This is a genomic window from Pseudaquabacterium inlustre (genome assembly GCF_038066595.1).
GTDB classification, from domain to species: Bacteria; Pseudomonadota; Gammaproteobacteria; order Burkholderiales; family Burkholderiaceae_C; genus Pseudaquabacterium; species Pseudaquabacterium inlustre.
The window spans coordinates 87,611-102,429 of sequence record NZ_JBBUTH010000008.1; the positions used below are offsets into that span (position 1 = coordinate 87,611).

Consider the following 14,819-nt stretch of genomic DNA (forward strand, 5'->3'; position numbering starts at 1 on the left):
GCCACACCCAATCACCCCGCCCCGACATGGCCGATCCCGCCCCGCTCCCGCCTCGGCGCCGCCTGTTGCGGCAGTCCCTGGCCACCGTGCTGGCCGGAGCGGTGCTGCCGGTGACGCTGCGCGCGCAGCCAGCCGCCAACCCATCCAGCGCCCCACGCGCCGAACCGCCGGCCGAGGTGAAGGCCGAGCTGGCCGAGGCCCGCCTGCGTGGCAGCGCCACGATGCGCTGGCTGGGCCTGCAGATCTACGACGTGCGCCTGTGGAGCCCCACTGCCCTGGTGGGCGCCGACTGGACCGGCCAGGCGCTGGCCCTCGAGCTGCAATACGCCCGCGCGCTGGACGGCCAGCGCATCGCCGAGCGCTCGATCAGCGAGATGCGGCGCATCGGCCCGTTCGACGACGCGCGCGCCGCGCGCTGGCAGGCCGAGATGGGCCGGCTGTTCCCCGACGTGAAGGCCGGCGACCGCCTGACCGGCCTGCACCGCCCGGGCGCCGGCACGCGCTTCTTCCACAACGGCCAGGCGCGCGGCGTGGTGGCCGACACCGACTTCGCGCCGCTGTTCTTCGGCATCTGGCTGTCGCCGCGCACTTCCGAGCCCGGCCTGCGCAGGCAGTTGCTGGGTGATGCGGCATGAGCGCGACCACCGTGCGCGCCTGGGACGGTCTGTGCTACGGCGCGCTGGGCGCCCCGCTGGCCTTCGTGGCGCTGCCGCTGTACCTGCTGCTGCCGGGCCACTACGCCGCGCAGCTGGGCGTGCCGCTGGCAGGCCTGGGTGCAGTGCTGCTGGCCACGCGCGTGGCCGATGCGCTGGTCGACCCCTGGCTGGGCCGGCTGGCCGACCGCGTGCTGGGCACCGGCCGCCGCGCCGCGCTGGGCCTGGCCGGCGGGGCCGCGCTGCTGCTGGGGGCCGGCTTCGTGGCGCTGTACTTTCCGCCGGTGCAGGGCGCCGGGCCGCTGCTGGCCTGGTGCGCCGCGGCGCTGGTGCTCACCTATGCCGGCTACAGCGCGCTGGGCGTGCTGCACCAGGCCTGGGGCACGCGGCTGGGCGGCGGGCTGGCGGCCCAGTCGCGCTGGGCCGGCTGGCGCGAGGGCCTGGCGCTGGCCGGGGTGATCGCCGGCAGCGTGCTGCCCGGCCTGGCCGGCATGGTGGTGACGGTGGCAGCCGGTCTGTCGCTGCTGGCGCTGGCGCTGGCGGCACTGAGCGGGGCGCCGTTTCACGCCAGCACGGCCGCGGCCGGCGCCGCCGACGACACCGGCACGCCGTGGACGCTGCCTTGGCACAACCGCGCGTTCCGCCGGCTGTTCGCGGTGTTCGTGGCCAACGGCGTGGCCAGCGCGATCCCGGCCACGCTGCTGCTGTTCTTCGTGCGCGACCGGCTGCAGTTGCCGGCGCTGGAGCCGCTGTTTCTCGGCAGCTACTTCACGGCCGCGGCGCTGGGCCTGCCGCTGTGGGTGCGGGCCGCGGCGCGCTTCGGTGCGCTGCGCAGCTGGGGTGCCGGCATGCTGCTGGCCGTGGCGGTGTTCGCCTGGGCCCTGCGCCTGGGGCCTGGCGATGCCGCCGCCTTCACGGCGGTGTGCGTGGGCTGCGGCCTGGCGCTGGGCGCCGAACTGGCGATTCCCGGCGCCATGTTGGCCGAGGTGATCCGCCGCGCCGGCCACGGCCAACGCCACGAGGGCCGCTACATCGGCTGGTGGCATGCGGCCACCAAGCTGAACCTGGCGCTGGCCGCCGGCCTGGCGCTGCCCGCGCTGCAGGCGGCCGGCTACCGCCCCGGCGCGGCCAGCGCAGCCGGTCTCGATGCCCTGGCCCTGGCCTATGCCGGCCTGCCCTGTCTGATCAAGCTGGCCGCGGCCGGCTTGCTGTGGCGCTCGCGCCAGTTGCTGGAACCCCGATGACCACCTCGCCCCGCATGGCCGCTGCACGGCCGGCTGCCCACCCCGCGCGCCACCCCGCTCGCCACTGGCGCCGCACGGGTGCCGCCCTGCTCACGGCGCTGGCGCTCGCCGGCGGCCTGGGCCTGACCGGCTGCGCCACGCCGCAGGTGGCCGACTACGCCGCGCAGCAGCCCCCGCTGGACCTGCGCCGCTACTTCGACGGCACGCTGATCGCGCACGGCCTGGTCACCGACCGCGGTGGCCAGGTGCTGCAGCGCTTCACGGTGCGCCTGACCGGCACCTGGCAGGGCGACACCGGCACGCTGGACGAGCAGTTCAGCTATGCCGATGGCCGCCGCGAGCAGCGCGTGTGGACGCTGCAGCGCGGCGCCAACGGCCGCTGGACCGGCCGCGCCGCCGATGTGCTGGGCGAGGCCCAGGGCCAGGCTGCCGGCAATGCGTTGAACTGGCGCTACACGCTGAAGCTGCCGGTCGACGGCCGGGTCTGGGAGATCGACTTCGACGATTGGATGTTCCTGGTCGACGAGCGCGTGCTGATCAACCGTGCGGTGATGAGCAAGTTCGGCATCCGCGTGGGCGAGGTGCTGCTGTCCTTCCGCAAGCTCGCCCCTGGCGAGACGGGCTGAGGCCGCGCCATGCCGCTGAACCCCCGCATCACCGACTGGCGCGGCCGCTGCGTGTGGCTGGTGGGCGCCTCGTCGGGCATCGGCGCCGCCACCGCCACGCTGCTGTGGCGCCGCGGCGCGCAGGTGGTGGTGTCGGCGCGGCCGTCCGACAAGCTCTGCGCCTGGGCCCGGGCCCATCCTGGCGCCTGGACCCTGCCGCTGGACAGCACCGACGCCGCCGCCGTGCGCGCCGCCACCGGCGAGGTGCTGGCGCACCACGGCCGCATCGACCTGGCCATGTACTGCGCCGGTCACTACCGCGCGATGCGTGCGGCGCAGTTCGACCTGGCCGACGCCGTGCGTCACCAGCAGGTGAACTATGTCGGCGCCCTGCACCTGCTCGATGCGCTGCTGCCCACGCTGCAAAGCCAGGCCGAGGACGGCCAGCCGGCGCACCTGAGCCTGGTGGCCAGCGTGGCCGGCTACCGCGGTCTGCCCAACGCGCTGGCCTACGGCCCCACCAAGGCCGCGCTGATCAACCTGGCCGAGAGCCTGTACCTCGACCTCGCGCCGCTGGGCGTGGGTGTGTCGCTGGTCAACCCCGGCTTCGTCGAGACCCCGCTGACGGCGCAGAATCGCTTCCGCATGCCCGCACTGATCACCCCCGAGGCCGCCGCCGAAGCCATCGTGCAGGGCTGGTCCGACGGGCGCTTCGAGATCCACTTCCCCAAGCGATTCACCCGGCTGATGAAGACCCTGCGCCTGTGCCCCGACGGGCCCTACTTCGCCGCGGTGCGCCGTGCCACCGGCTGACACGCGCATGGCGATGCCCGCATCGGTGGCCGATCCCCGGCTGGCACGGGTGATCACGCTGTTCGAGCAGCTGAGTCCGCAGTCGCTGGCGCAGCTGGGCGAGGTGTACGCGACCAACGCGCGTTTCGTCGATCCATTCAACGACGTGGTCGGCCTGGCGCCGATCCAGCGCATCTTCGCCCACATGTTCGACGCGCTGGAGGCGCCGCGCTTCACGGTGCTGACCCGGCTGGCCGATGGCGACGAGGCCTTCCTGAGCTGGGACTTCGACTTCCGCCTGCGCGGGCGGGCGCTGCGCATCCACGGCGGCACGCACCTGCGCTTCGCGGCCGACGGCCGCGTGCAGTTGCACCGCGACTACTGGGATGCCGCGCAGCAGGTCTATGAACAGGTGCCCGTGCTGGGCGCGGTGTTGCGGCTGCTGCGCCGCCGCCTGGCCGCAAGCTGAGCGCAACGGCTCAGTGCTGGCCTTCGGTCAGCGTGTCGAGCTGGAAATTGCCGCCCTTGTGCACCAGCCAGATGTCCTGGTACACCGCCTTGCCCAGCTTGGCCGGCGGCGGGAACGGGGCTGCCTTGCGGATCATCTGCACGATCCACGGGCCCACCTCGGGCGCGGCGGGCGGACGGCGGATGCGCACGTCAATCAGGTTGCCCTCGGCATCGATCTCGGTCTCGACGATGGCCACGCCGTACAGCAGCGGCGGCATCTTGCCCTTGTAAACGCGCATCGGGTACGTGGCGTACAGGTGCTTGGCGGCCTCGGCGCGGTAGTCGGCATCGCTCTCGGCCTGGCTGGGCTGCAGCGCCGGCGGCAGCGGCGCCGGCACCATCGCGAACTGGGCCCGGGCGGGGGCCATGCTCAGGACGCCGACGGCCAGAGCAGCCAGGGACAGGCGGGAAACGCGGTGCAGGGCAAGCATGGGCGAACAGTGTAGAGGCCGGCCGTGAAGACGCGCCGTGACAGCCGGCACGCTAGCACAGGCGTGTTCTTTGTTACATCCGCCAGACGCGGGACCGTGGGCTCAGCGCAACCAACCCTTGCGGCGGAAGTAGATGAACGGCGCGGCCACCGAAGCCACCATCAGGCCCAGCGCGAACGGATAGCCCCAGGGCTGGCTCAGCTCGGGCATGTGCTGGAAGTTCATGCCGTAGATGCTGGCGATCAGCGTGGGCGGCAGCAGCGCCACGCTGGCCACCGAGAAGATCTTGATGATCTTGTTCTGGTTGATGTTGATGAAGCCGACCGTGGCGTCCATCAGGAAGTTGATCTTGTCGAACAGGAAGGCCGTGTGGCTGTCCAGCGAGTCGATGTCGCGCAGGATCTGCCGCGCCTCCTCGAACTGCTCGGCGTTGAGCATGCGGCTGCGCATCATGAAGCTGACCGCGCGGCGCGTGTCCATCACGTTGCGGCGGATGCGGCCGTTCAGGTCTTCCTCCTTGGCGATGGCCGAGAGCGCATCACCGGCGGCGTTGTCGTCCACGTCCTGCTTGAGCACCCGCGCCGACACCTTCTCCAGCGCGTCGTAGATGCCCTCCAGCGCGTCGGCCGAGTATTCGGCATCGGCGTCGTAGAGCTTCAGCAGCACGTCCTTGGCGTCCTCGATCAGCGCCGGGATGCGCCGCGCGCGCAGCCGCAGCAGGCGGAACACCGGCAGGTCTTCGCCGTGCACCGAGAACAGCACGCCGTCCTTCAGGATGAAGGCCACGCGCACGTTGCGCGGCGTGATGTCGTCGTCGATCAGGAAGTCCGAGCGGATGTGCAGCTCGCCGTTGTCTTCCTCGTAAAAACGGGCCGACTCTTCCAGGTCGTCATCGACGATGTCATCGGGAATGGCCAGGCCGAAACGGCTGCTGATCCAGGCCTTCTCCATCGGCGAGGGCGATTCCAGATCCAGCCACACCGGCTGGCAATGGGCCATCTCGCTGGGGTCGGCGATCTCGGTCTGCACGAGCCGGCCGTTGGCCAGCGTGAACATGTTGAGCATGGAGACTGCTCCTGCGCGGCGCGGCGGCCTGTGCAGCAGGCGGCCGGCGAAGATCCGTGGGGAATGGGGGCTTGCGTGTGTACCGCCTCACCCCAGAACGGATCTGGAGTGGACGGTCACCGAGGGTGACTCTGGTCCAAGGCCGTGCTCCAAAGCGACGATCCGCGGATTATGGCATCGCGCCATTCGGCGCCCTGTCAGTTCAGGCGGTGGGCAGCAGGCGGTCGATGGTCTCGAGCAGCTGCAGCGGGCTGAAGGGCTTGGTCAGGTACTCGTCGGCGCCGGCGGCCCGTCCGGCCTCGCGATCGCCACCATCGGCGCGGGCGCTCAGCAGCACCACGCGGGTGGCGGCCAGTGCAGGGTCGGCACGCACGCTGGCGCACACCTGCAGGCCGTCATGGCGACCCGGCATCATCACATCCAGCAGGATCAGGTCGGGCCGCCAGGCGGCCACCACGGCCAGCGCCTCGTCACCGTCGGCCGCTTCCTGCAGCTCGAAGGGCTCTTCCTCCAGCGTCATGCGGATCAGGCGCCGGATGTCGGGCTGGTCGTCGACGATCAGCACGCGGGGCATGGGGCCGTGCACGCGGCCGCCCGCGCGCTCAGGCCGCTGCCGCCAGACCGCCGAGCCGGTCGCGCACCAGCTGCTCGATGTGGTCGTAGGGCACCGGCTTGTGGAACACGCGCACACCCTCGGGCAGGCCACCGCGCTGGGCGATCTCGGACTCGGACAGCGCCGTGACCACCACGATGTCCATCGCGCCGAAGGCCGGGCCCTGGGCACGCAGCGAGGCGATCATCTTGAAACCATCCATGCCGGGCATGTTCAGGTCGGTGATCAGCAGGTCGGGGCAGCTGCGCCCCATCTGCAGCAGCGCGTCGAAACCATCGCGTGCGCCGCTCACTTCCAGCGGCAGTTCCCAGCCCTTGATGACCATGATCAGCAGCTGCAGCAGCTGCGGCTCGTCCTCGACCACCATCACCTTGAACAGGCTGCCGTCGCCCTCGGGCTCGGTGCGGCCCTCGCCGGCCAGCGCGTTGCGACGCTCCTCGATCAGGCGCTCGACCGCCGTGCGCGAGATGCGACGGTGGCCACCGGCGGTCTTCCAGGCCGGCAGCACGCCGCTCTCGACCCACAGCTGCACCGTGCGCAGGGCCACGCCCAGCCGTTCGGCCGCTTCTCGGGTGGACAACACGTCGTCGTTGGTGGCGCTCTTACGCATCGGGCTGCCGCCGGTCACGGCTCCTGGGTCTGGGGTGGTGCCTCGGCATGCCGCTTCGGACGTCGGGGCGCCGTGCCAACCTGCGCCGGCCGGGCCGCCCCGGCGCCGCGATGCACGCAAATGCCGCCGTTTTTGCCACTTTACCGCGATTGCCGGCCGCGACGGCCGCCGATCTCATGGTAAGTGCGGATGGAAACTCTGCCAGTATGTAACAAAACGCGTCCCAGCGAACGGCCCGCAAGCTCTGTGCAGGAACTGGCAAACCTCAGCATCCTACACCGGGCATGGCTATTGTCAGACGGCGCGAAACAGGCGCACACTGGACTCGGACGGGCGCGGTTCGACAAGCAGCCCGACCGGTTGTGAAGGCCCGTCCACGCGCACTGGAAACCATTTGAAAGGACGCTTCGATGAACCTGACGATCAGCGGTCACCACCTGGAAGTGACCCCGGCGCTTCGTGAGTACGTGCTCACCAAGCTGGATCGGGTGACGCGACATTTCGACCAAGTGGTCGATGTCTCCGTTTTGCTGACGGTCGAGAAGCTGAAGGAGAAGGAACGCCGACAGAAGGCCGAAGTGACGCTGCATGTGAAGGGTCGTGACATCTTCGTCGAACAGTCCCACGAGGATCTGTACGCGGCGATCGACCAGCTGATGGACAAGCTGGACCGCCAGGTCGTCCGCCACAAGGACCGCCTGCAGGACCACCACCACGCCACCACCAAGCGCAGCATGATGCTGGACGCCGAAGCCCCTTGACGTACACCGCGCAGGGCTTCCAGCCCTCCCACAAAGCGGCCCCTCGGGGCCGTTTTTCATCGCCGCGCGGCGACTTTTCATCATCTTGACAACATCCCGCACGTGCGGGGCAAGTCCACACTGCAGTGCAGCAAGCCCTTTCTATAATGCGTCGCTCTGTCACCCGACCCGTGGTCGCGCCAATCGACGCCAGGCGCTGCATGGGGGCAAAGCCATGAACCGTCTCGCCGCCATCCTGCCGGCCAGCAATGTGCTGGTGGATGTGGATGCCACCAGCAAGAAGCGCGCATTCGAACAGGCCGGCCTGCTGTTCGAAAACCAGCATGCCATCGCGCGGGCCACGGTCACGGACAACCTGTTCGCCCGAGAACGCCTGGGCTCCACCGGCCTGGGCCATGGCGTGGCCATTCCCCATGGCCGCATCAAGGGCTTGAAGAATCCGCTGGCCGCGGTGATCCGCGTGCAGCAGCCGATTCCGTTCGACGCGCCCGACGACGAGCCGGTGGGCCTGCTGATCTTTCTGCTGGTGCCCGAGGCCGCCACGCAGCGCCATCTGGAAATCCTGTCCGAGATCGCCGAGATGCTGTCCGACCGTGCGCTGCGCGAGCAGCTGAAGACGGCCGAGACCGCCGAGGCGCTGCACAAGCTGATCTCGGACTGGGCGCCGCTGAAGTCGGTGGCCTGACGCTCTCGCTGCCGGCAGCCACCGCGTGAAACCCACATCCATCAGCGCCGAGGCGCTGTTCGAGGCGCAGCGCGAGGTGCTGCGCTGGGAGTGGATCGCCGGTCACGCGCACCCCGAGCGCCGCTTCGACGACGCCGCCGTGCGCGACGCGCAGAGCGCCGCTGACCTGGTCGGCTACCTGAACTACATCCACCCCTACCGGGTGCAGATCGTCGGCCGCCGCGAGGTGGCCTACCTGTCGCAGTCGGCGCCGGAAGACCAGGAGCGCCGCATCGCGCGCATCGTCACGCTGGAGCCGCCGGTGCTGATCGGCGCCGACGGCGTGGCCCCGCCCGACCGGCTGGTGGCCATGTGCGACCGCGCCGAGATTCCGCTGTTCGTCACCAGCGAATCGGCCGGCCAGGTGATCGACATCGTGCGCGCCTACCTCGCGCAGTTGTTCGCCGACCGCATCACGCGCCACGGCGTGTTCATGGACATCCTGGGCCTGGGCGTGCTGCTGACCGGCGAATCGGGCCTGGGCAAGAGCGAGCTGGGCCTGGAACTGATCAGCCGCGGCCACGGCCTGGTGGCCGACGACGCGGTAGATCTGTACAAGGTGAGCCAGAGCGCGCTGGAAGGCCGCTGCCCCGAGCTGCTGCAGAACCTGCTGGAAGTGCGCGGCATCGGCCTGCTCGACATCAAGGCCATCTTCGGCGAGACCGCCGTGCGCCGGAAGATGCGCCTGAAGCTCATCGTGCACCTGGTGCGCAAGGAGACGATGGAGCGCGAGTTCGAGCGCCTGCCTTACGAGCCGCTGTACGAGGAGATCCTCGGCATCCCGGTGCGCAAGGTGGTGATCGCGGTGGACGCCGGCCGCAACCTGGCGGTGCTGGTGGAGGCCGCGGTGCGCAACACCATCCTGCAGCTGCGCGGCATCGATACGTACCAGGAATTCATCCAGCGCCACCAGCGCGCGATGCAGCAACCGGACGACTGACGCCCCCGCCAGGCGGGTGCGGGCCGGCCCGTGTGCGGCCCGGCGCCCGGCCCGCTGGCGCTCAGAAGCGGTTACTTACCCCGGTGCGGACAGGCTGGCTTGTTGCACACGGCATACAGCGACAGCGCGTGGTCCTGCAGGTCGAAGCCATGGCTCTGGGCGATGGCGCGCTGGCGCTGCTCGATCTCGGCGTCGTAGAACTCCTCGACGCGGCCGCAGGTCAGGCACACCAGGTGGTCGTGATGCCGGCCCTCGTTGAGCTCGAACACCGACTTTCCGCTCTCGAAATGGCTGCGCGACAGCAGGCCGGCCTGCTCGAACTGCATCAGCACGCGGTAGACCGTGGCCAGGCCGATGTCGGCGCCCTCGACCAGCAGGGCCTTGTAGACGTCCTCGGCGGTCATGTGGCGCTCGGTGGTGCGCTGGAAGACCTCGAGGATCTTGATGCGGGGCAGGGTGGCTTTCAGGCCGCTGCTCTTGAGCTCGTCGACGCGGGCTTGCGGGGTTCCGTCGGTGTGCGGCATGGTGGCATCGCTAGAATCGCCGGATCATATCCAGCCGCCGGTGCTGCGCAATGCAGTGCCCTTTCGCACCCCCACCGCATGGCAGGCCTCTTGCGCAGCATGTCCCCCGTTCGTTCCGTCGCCCGCCTGCCGCTGGCCCTGATGCTGGCCCTGGGCCTGGGCGGTTGCTCCTACCTGCCGTCGCTGCCCAGCATCAGCCAGGCCGACACCTTCCTCGGCGTGATCACCCCCTACCGCATGGACATCGTGCAGGGCAACGTCGTCACCAAGGAACAGGTGGCGCTGATCAAGCCGGGCATGGCGCGTGCCCAGGTGCGCGACATCCTCGGCTCGCCGATGCTGACCGACGTGTTCCACGCCGACCGCTGGGACTACGTGTTCACCATCCGCCGCCCCGGCACCGAGCCGCAGCGCCGCAGCGTGGTGGCCTGGTTCAAAGGCGACAAGCTCGAGAAGCTCGAGGCGCCCGACCCGCCCGGTGAGCACGAGTTCGTCAACTCGATCAGCCGCGTGCGCGCCGACGCCAAGAAGCCGGTGCTGGAACTGACGCCCGAGGAACGGCAGGCCCTGCCACGCCCGGCCAAGGTGGATGCGCCACCGACCGAGACACCGCCGCCGCAGCGCAGCTATCCGCCGCTGGAGGCCTCGTGAGCACGCCGCTGCGCATCGCCATCGCCGGCGCGTCCGGCCGCATGGGTCGTATGCTGGTCGAGGCCGTGCTGGCTGCGCCCGACTGCCAGCTGGCCGGCGCGCTGGACGTGCCGGGCAGCCCGGCACTGGGCCAGGATGCCGGCGCGTTCGCCGGCCGTGACACCGGTGTGCCGATCACGTCCGACCTGACCGCCGGCCTGGCCAACGCCCAGGTGCTGATCGACTTCACCCGCCCCGAGGGCACGCTGGCGCATGCCGCGGCCTGCGCGGCCGCCGGCGTCAAGCTGGTCATCGGCACCACGGGCTTCAGCGAGGCCCAGAAGGCCGAGATCCGCGGCCACGCCGAGCGCACCGCCATCCTGCTGGCGCCCAACATGAGCGTGGGCGTGAACGTGGTGATGCGCCTGCTCGACCAGGCCGCCCGCGCGCTGAGCCAGGGCTACGACATCGAGATCATCGAGGCCCACCACCGCCACAAGGTCGATGCCCCCAGCGGCACCGCGCTGGCCATGGGTGAGACGGTGGCCGCGGCGCTGGGCCGCGACCTGAAGGATTGCGCCGTCTACGGCCGCGAGGGCGTGACCGGCGAGCGCGATCCGTCCACCATCGGCTTCGCCACCATCCGTGGCGGCGACATCATCGGCGACCACACGGTGCTGTTCGCCGGCACCGGCGAGCGCATCGAGATCTCGCACAAGTCGTCCAGCCGCGCCGGCTACGCCCAGGGCAGCCTGCGCGCCGCGCGCTTCCTGGCCACGCGCGCCAGCGGCCTGTTCGACATGGGCGACGTGCTGGGCTTCAAGGCCGCCTGAGCCATGCCCCCACGTCGCTTCGCTCCTGCCCCCCGAGGGGGCTCTCAGCCCCTTGGGGCGGCCCGGCGGGGCTGAGGCCATGCAGGGTCTGGCACAGTTCTGGGCCGAGAGCGACGCCATCGGCCGGGCCGTGGCGGTGCTGCTGCTGGCCATGTCGGTCAGCGCCTGGGTCGTCATCCTCTGGAAGGGCCATGGCCTGAACCGCGCCCGGCGCGATCTGGCGCTGGCCATCGCCGCGTTCTGGGGCGCCGACACGGTGGACACCGGCCGCCAGCGCCTGTCGGCCCTCGACCGCGAGGCGGTGCTGCTGCCTTTGCTGGACGCCGCTGTGGCCGACGAGGCCACCGGCACGCTGGCCACCCGCGCCGACCGCGCCAGCCAGATCACCCGCCGGCTGCGCGACGCCATGCACCGCAGCCTGCTGCGCCTGCAGTACGGCCAGGTGCTGCTGGCCTCGATCGGCAGCACGGCGCCGTTCATCGGCCTGTTCGGCACGGTCTGGGGCATTTACCACGCGCTGCTGAGCATCTCGGCCGCCGGCGCCATCACCATCGACAAGGTGGCCGGCCCGGTGGGCGAGGCGCTGATCATGACCGCCGCCGGCCTGGCGGTGGCCATCCCGGCCGTGCTGGCCTACAACCTGTTCGGCAAGTGGGTGGCCGGCTGCGAGGCCGAGCTCGAAGGCTTCGCGCACGATTTGCGCGAGATGGTCGTGAACGGCGGCCGTTGATGCACCACCGCGGACGCGCCCAGCGATGAGCTTTGGCCGCCTTGAGCGATCGTCGGCCTCGCAGCCGATGAGCGACATCAACATGACGCCGCTGATCGACGTGATGCTGGTGCTGCTGGTGATCTTCATCATCACCGCGCCGCTGATGAGCAGCAGCCTGCGGCTCGACCTGCCCAAGGCCCAGGGCGCCACGCCCAGCGCCGCCCCCAGCGCGGTGGCCGTGGCGGTAAACGCCCAGGGCCAGCTGTTCTGGGGCGACGAGCCGGTGAAGCCCGACCAACTGCAGGCCCGCGTGCGGGAAGCCGCCGCCCGCGACGCCACCACCGAGGTGCAGCTGCGCGCCGACCAGGCCGTGCCCTACGGCCGCATCGCCGAGCTGATCGGCCTGGTGCAGCAGGCCGGGCTGGTGCGCATCGGCTTCGTCACCGAAGGCCCGCCGGCGCGCTGAGTCCCGGCCCTGGCCGCATGCGGCCAGACCCCCCTCCTACAATCGGGGGTATGAACGAGAAATACGCCCCCGCCGAGGTCGAAGCGGCCGCCCAGTCGCACTGGAACGCGACCGATGCCTACCGTGTGGTCGAGGACGACACGCGGCCCAAGTTCTACGCCTGCTCGATGCTGCCCTACCCCAGCGGCAAGCTGCACATGGGCCATGTGCGCAACTACACCATCAACGACATGCTCACGCGCCAGCTGCGCATGAAGGGCATGAACGTGCTGATGCCCATGGGCTGGGACGCCTTCGGCTTGCCGGCCGAGAACGCGGCGATGAAGAACAAGGTGCCGCCGGCGCAGTGGACCTACTCCAACATCGCCCACATGAAGGGCCAGATGCTGGCCATGGGCCTGGCCATCGACTGGAGCCGCGAGGTCGCCACCTGCCAGCCGCAGTACTACCGCTGGAACCAATGGCTGTTCCTGAAGATGCTGGAAAAGGGCATCGCCGAGCGCCGCACCCAGGTGGTGAACTGGGACCCGGTGGACCAGACCGTGCTGGCCAACGAGCAGGTCATCGACGGCCGCGGCTGGCGCTCGGGCGCGCCGGTGGAAAAGCGCGAGATCCCCGGCTACTACCTGAAGATCACCGACTACGCCGACGAGTTGCTGTCGGCGGTGAGCAACCCGGAAGACCCGAATTACCTGGCCGGCTGGCCCGAGCGCGTGCGCCTGATGCAGGAGAACTGGATCGGCAAGAGCGAGGGCGTGCGCTTCGCCTTCACGCACGACATCCGCGATGCCAGCGGTGCGCTGATCGGTGACGGCCGCATGTGGGTGTTCACCACCCGCGCCGACACCATCATGGGCGTGACCTTCTGCGCCGTGGCGCCCGAGCATCCGCTGGCCACGCACGCGGCGGCGTCGAACCCCACGCTGGCCGCCTTCATCGAGGCCTGCAAGGCCGGCGGCACCACCGAGGCCGAACTGGCCACCAAGGAGAAGGAAGGCCAGGCCACGGGCCTGTTCGTGACGCACCCGCTCACCGGCGCGCAGGTGGAGGTGTGGGTCGGCAACTACGTGCTGATGAGCTATGGCGACGGCGCGGTGATGGGCGTGCCGGCGCATGACGAGCGCGACTTCGCGTTTGCCAAGAAGTACAGCCTGCCGATCCGCCAGGTGATCGCCGTGGAAGGCGAGGCCTTCAGCACCGACGCCTGGGCCGAGTGGTACGGCGACAAGCCGCGTGCGCGCTGCGTGAACAGCGGCGTGCTGGACGGTCTCACCCACAAGGAGGCGGTCAGCAAGGTGGCCGAACTGCTCGCCGCCAAGGGCCTCGGCGAGAAGAAGACCACCTGGCGCCTGCGCGATTGGGGCATCAGCCGCCAACGCTACTGGGGCACGCCGATCCCGATCATCCACTGCGAGTCCTGCGGCCCCGTGCCGGTGCCCGAGAAGGACCTGCCGGTGGTGCTGCCGGAAGACTGCATCCCCGATGGCAGCGGCAACCCGCTGAACAAGAGCGAGGCCTTCCTGAAGGTGGACTGCCCTTGCTGCGGCAAGCCGGCGCGCCGCGAGACCGACACGATGGACACCTTCGTGGACAGCTCGTGGTACTTCATGCGCTACTGCGATCCGGTGAATGACCAGGCCATGGTGGCCGAGGGCACGAAGTACTGGATGCCGATGGACCAGTACATCGGCGGCATCGAGCACGCCATCCTGCACCTGCTGTACGCCCGCTTCTGGACCAAGGTGATGCGCGATCTGAAGCTGGTGCAGGTCAGCGAGCCCTTCACCAAGCTGCTCACCCAGGGCATGGTGCTGAACCACATCTACAGCCGCCGCACCGCGCAGGGCGGCATCGAGTACTTCTGGCCGCACGAGGTCGAGAACGTCTTTGATGCTGGCGGCAAGGTGGTGGGCGCCAAGTTGAAGAGCGACGGCTCGGCGGTGGACTACGGCGGCGTCGGCACGATGTCGAAGTCCAAGAACAACGGCGTCGACCCGCAGGAGCTGATCGACCGCTACGGCGCCGACACCGCGCGCCTGTTCGTGATGTTCGCCAGCCCGCCCGAGCAAACGCTGGAGTGGAACGACGCCGGCGTGGAAGGCGCGCACCGCTTCCTCAAGCGCGTGTGGGCCTTCGGCGCGAAGAACGCCGAGGCGTTGAAGCGCGCGACGGCGGGCGATCTGTCCCAGGCCGCGCTGCGTGCCGAGGCCAAGGCGCTGCGCCGTGAGATGCATCTGGTGCTGCGCCAGATGAGCCACGACTACGAGCGCATGCAGTACAACACCGTGGTCTCGGGCTGCATGAAGCTGCTGAACGCGCTGGAAGGCTTCAAGCCCGACGGCAGCGATGGCGACACGGCGGTGCTGTGCGAAGCCGTCTCGGTGCTGCTGCGCGCGCTGTACCCGGCCTGCCCGCACATCACCCACGGCCTGTGGACCGAGCTGGGCTACGCCGCCCGCCTGGGCGAGCTGCTCGATACCCCCTGGCCCGCGGTGGACGAGGCCGCGCTGGTGCAGGACGAGGTGGAACTGGTGCTGCAGATCAACGGCAAGACCCGCGGCGCCGTGAAGGTGCCGGCCGCCGCCGACAAGGCCGGCATCGAGGCCGCTGCGCTGGCCAGTGCCGAGTTCGCCAAGTTCGCCGAGGGCAAGGCACCGAAGAAGGTGATCGTGGTGCCGGGCCGCCTGGTCAACGTGGTGGTGTGAG

General features: G+C 70.1%; 18 protein-coding genes. 13 read left to right on the top strand and 5 right to left on the bottom strand.

The window, feature by feature from the left end:
• Positions 1 to 65: 65 nt before the first annotated feature.
• The 5 genes from AACH10_RS14975 to AACH10_RS14995 are packed head-to-tail and all read left to right on the top strand — an operon-like array spanning position 66 to position 3,763.
• The gene (locus AACH10_RS14975; RefSeq protein ID WP_341411251.1) at positions 66 to 635 is read left to right on the top strand and encodes a chalcone isomerase family protein; all 570 of its coding nucleotides are present in this window, start codon (positions 66 to 68) and stop codon (positions 633 to 635) included.
• Entirely contained in the window at positions 632 to 1,897 is a 1,266-nt protein-coding gene (locus AACH10_RS14980; protein WP_341411252.1) for an MFS transporter, read from the top strand. The genes AACH10_RS14975 and AACH10_RS14980 overlap by 4 nt, the downstream gene beginning before the upstream one ends.
• Entirely contained in the window at positions 1,894 to 2,523 is a 630-nt protein-coding gene (locus tag AACH10_RS14985) for a DUF3833 domain-containing protein (protein ID WP_341411253.1), read from the top strand. The genes AACH10_RS14980 and AACH10_RS14985 overlap by 4 nt, the downstream gene beginning before the upstream one ends.
• Before the next feature lie 9 nt (positions 2,524 to 2,532).
• A complete protein-coding gene (locus tag AACH10_RS14990; protein ID WP_341411254.1) occupies positions 2,533 to 3,315 on the top strand; it encodes an SDR family NAD(P)-dependent oxidoreductase in 783 nt (260 codons plus the stop codon).
• Between the two features lie 7 nt (positions 3,316 to 3,322).
• A complete protein-coding gene (locus tag AACH10_RS14995) occupies positions 3,323 to 3,763 on the top strand; it encodes a nuclear transport factor 2 family protein (RefSeq protein WP_341411255.1) in 441 nt (146 codons plus the stop codon).
• Positions 3,764 to 3,773: 10 nt separating this feature from the next.
• Here the strand turns inward: AACH10_RS14995 and AACH10_RS15000 are convergent, their stop codons facing one another.
• From AACH10_RS15000 to AACH10_RS15015, 4 genes are all read right to left on the bottom strand, one after another.
• Complete coding sequence (locus tag AACH10_RS15000) at positions 3,774 to 4,172, bottom strand: energy transducer TonB family protein (RefSeq protein ID WP_341411256.1); 399 nt, start codon at positions 4,170 to 4,172, stop codon at positions 3,774 to 3,776.
• Between the two features lie 165 nt (positions 4,173 to 4,337).
• Positions 4,338 to 5,300, bottom strand: a complete 963-nt coding sequence (corA, locus tag AACH10_RS15005) for a magnesium/cobalt transporter CorA (protein ID WP_341411257.1) — start codon at positions 5,298 to 5,300, stop codon at positions 4,338 to 4,340.
• Positions 5,301 to 5,502: 202 nt separating this feature from the next.
• Entirely contained in the window at positions 5,503 to 5,874 is a 372-nt protein-coding gene (locus AACH10_RS15010; RefSeq protein WP_341411258.1) for a response regulator transcription factor, read from the bottom strand.
• Positions 5,875 to 5,902: 28 nt separating this feature from the next.
• Complete coding sequence (locus tag AACH10_RS15015; RefSeq protein WP_341411259.1) at positions 5,903 to 6,523, bottom strand: response regulator; 621 nt, start codon at positions 6,521 to 6,523, stop codon at positions 5,903 to 5,905.
• 410 nt (positions 6,524 to 6,933) lie between these two features.
• On the opposite strand from AACH10_RS15015, the gene hpf reads away from it, so the two are divergent.
• The 3 genes from hpf to hprK all read left to right on the top strand — a co-directional run bounded on the left by hpf (position 6,934) and on the right by hprK (position 8,948).
• Positions 6,934 to 7,284 (top strand): ribosome hibernation-promoting factor, HPF/YfiA family, encoded by a 351-nt coding sequence (gene hpf, locus AACH10_RS15020; RefSeq protein ID WP_341411260.1) that lies wholly within the window; start codon positions 6,934 to 6,936, stop codon positions 7,282 to 7,284.
• A 214-nt stretch (positions 7,285 to 7,498) separates the two neighbouring features.
• Positions 7,499 to 7,969 carry a PTS IIA-like nitrogen regulatory protein PtsN gene (gene ptsN / locus AACH10_RS15025; RefSeq protein WP_341411261.1) on the top strand — a complete coding sequence of 157 codons (471 nt, stop codon included), beginning with the start codon at positions 7,499 to 7,501 and terminating at the stop codon, positions 7,967 to 7,969.
• Positions 7,970 to 7,994: 25 nt separating this feature from the next.
• Positions 7,995 to 8,948 carry an HPr(Ser) kinase/phosphatase gene (gene hprK, locus AACH10_RS15030; protein ID WP_341411262.1) on the top strand — a complete coding sequence of 318 codons (954 nt, stop codon included), beginning with the start codon at positions 7,995 to 7,997 and terminating at the stop codon, positions 8,946 to 8,948.
• A gap of 71 nt (positions 8,949 to 9,019) precedes the next feature.
• Here the strand turns inward: hprK and fur are convergent, their stop codons facing one another.
• Positions 9,020 to 9,472, bottom strand: coding sequence for a ferric iron uptake transcriptional regulator (gene fur / locus AACH10_RS15035; protein ID WP_341411263.1), 453 nt, complete (start codon positions 9,470 to 9,472; stop codon positions 9,020 to 9,022).
• 99 nt (positions 9,473 to 9,571) lie between these two features.
• Between fur and AACH10_RS15040 the strand changes: the two genes are divergently transcribed.
• From AACH10_RS15040 to leuS, 5 genes are all read left to right on the top strand, one after another.
• Positions 9,572 to 10,123, top strand: a complete 552-nt coding sequence (locus AACH10_RS15040; RefSeq protein ID WP_341411264.1) for an outer membrane protein assembly factor BamE — start codon at positions 9,572 to 9,574, stop codon at positions 10,121 to 10,123.
• On the top strand, positions 10,120 to 10,935 hold the full coding sequence (gene dapB / locus AACH10_RS15045) for a 4-hydroxy-tetrahydrodipicolinate reductase (protein ID WP_341411265.1): 816 nt from the start codon (positions 10,120 to 10,122) through the stop codon (positions 10,933 to 10,935). Before AACH10_RS15040 ends, dapB begins: the two co-directional genes overlap by 4 nt.
• Before the next feature lie 79 nt (positions 10,936 to 11,014).
• Entirely contained in the window at positions 11,015 to 11,665 is a 651-nt protein-coding gene (locus AACH10_RS15050) for a MotA/TolQ/ExbB proton channel family protein (protein WP_341411266.1), read from the top strand.
• Positions 11,666 to 11,690: 25 nt separating this feature from the next.
• Positions 11,691 to 12,113 (top strand): ExbD/TolR family protein, encoded by a 423-nt coding sequence (locus tag AACH10_RS15055; protein ID WP_341411267.1) that lies wholly within the window; start codon positions 11,691 to 11,693, stop codon positions 12,111 to 12,113.
• Positions 12,114 to 12,163: 50 nt separating this feature from the next.
• Positions 12,164 to 14,818, top strand: a complete 2,655-nt coding sequence (leuS, locus tag AACH10_RS15060) for a leucine--tRNA ligase (protein WP_341411269.1) — start codon at positions 12,164 to 12,166, stop codon at positions 14,816 to 14,818.
• The last annotated feature ends 1 nt before the right edge of the window (position 14,819 follow it).

Bases quoted from the DNA above. Each gene is read 5' to 3' on its own strand.
- AACH10_RS14980 (WP_341411252.1), top strand. From the start codon at position 632: ATGAGCGCGACCACCGTGCGCGCCTGGGACGGTCTGTGCTACGGCGCG.
- AACH10_RS14985 (WP_341411253.1), top strand. From the start codon at position 1,894: ATGACCACCTCGCCCCGCATGGCCGCTGCACGGCCGGCTGCCCACCCC.
- AACH10_RS14990 (WP_341411254.1), top strand. From the start codon at position 2,533: ATGCCGCTGAACCCCCGCATCACCGACTGGCGCGGCCGCTGCGTGTGG.
- AACH10_RS14995 (WP_341411255.1), top strand. From the start codon at position 3,323: ATGGCGATGCCCGCATCGGTGGCCGATCCCCGGCTGGCACGGGTGATC.
- AACH10_RS15000 (WP_341411256.1), bottom strand. From the start codon at position 4,172: ATGGCCCCCGCCCGGGCCCAGTTCGCGATGGTGCCGGCGCCGCTGCCG.
- corA (WP_341411257.1), bottom strand. From the start codon at position 5,300: ATGCTCAACATGTTCACGCTGGCCAACGGCCGGCTCGTGCAGACCGAG.
- AACH10_RS15010 (WP_341411258.1), bottom strand. From the start codon at position 5,874: ATGCCCCGCGTGCTGATCGTCGACGACCAGCCCGACATCCGGCGCCTG.
- AACH10_RS15015 (WP_341411259.1), bottom strand. From the start codon at position 6,523: ATGCGTAAGAGCGCCACCAACGACGACGTGTTGTCCACCCGAGAAGCG.
- hpf (WP_341411260.1), top strand. From the start codon at position 6,934: ATGAACCTGACGATCAGCGGTCACCACCTGGAAGTGACCCCGGCGCTT.
- ptsN (WP_341411261.1), top strand. From the start codon at position 7,499: ATGAACCGTCTCGCCGCCATCCTGCCGGCCAGCAATGTGCTGGTGGAT.
- fur (WP_341411263.1), bottom strand. From the start codon at position 9,472: ATGCCGCACACCGACGGAACCCCGCAAGCCCGCGTCGACGAGCTCAAG.
- AACH10_RS15040 (WP_341411264.1), top strand. From the start codon at position 9,572: ATGTCCCCCGTTCGTTCCGTCGCCCGCCTGCCGCTGGCCCTGATGCTG.
- AACH10_RS15050 (WP_341411266.1), top strand. From the start codon at position 11,015: ATGCAGGGTCTGGCACAGTTCTGGGCCGAGAGCGACGCCATCGGCCGG.
- AACH10_RS15055 (WP_341411267.1), top strand. From the start codon at position 11,691: ATGAGCTTTGGCCGCCTTGAGCGATCGTCGGCCTCGCAGCCGATGAGC.
- leuS (WP_341411269.1), top strand. From the start codon at position 12,164: ATGAACGAGAAATACGCCCCCGCCGAGGTCGAAGCGGCCGCCCAGTCG.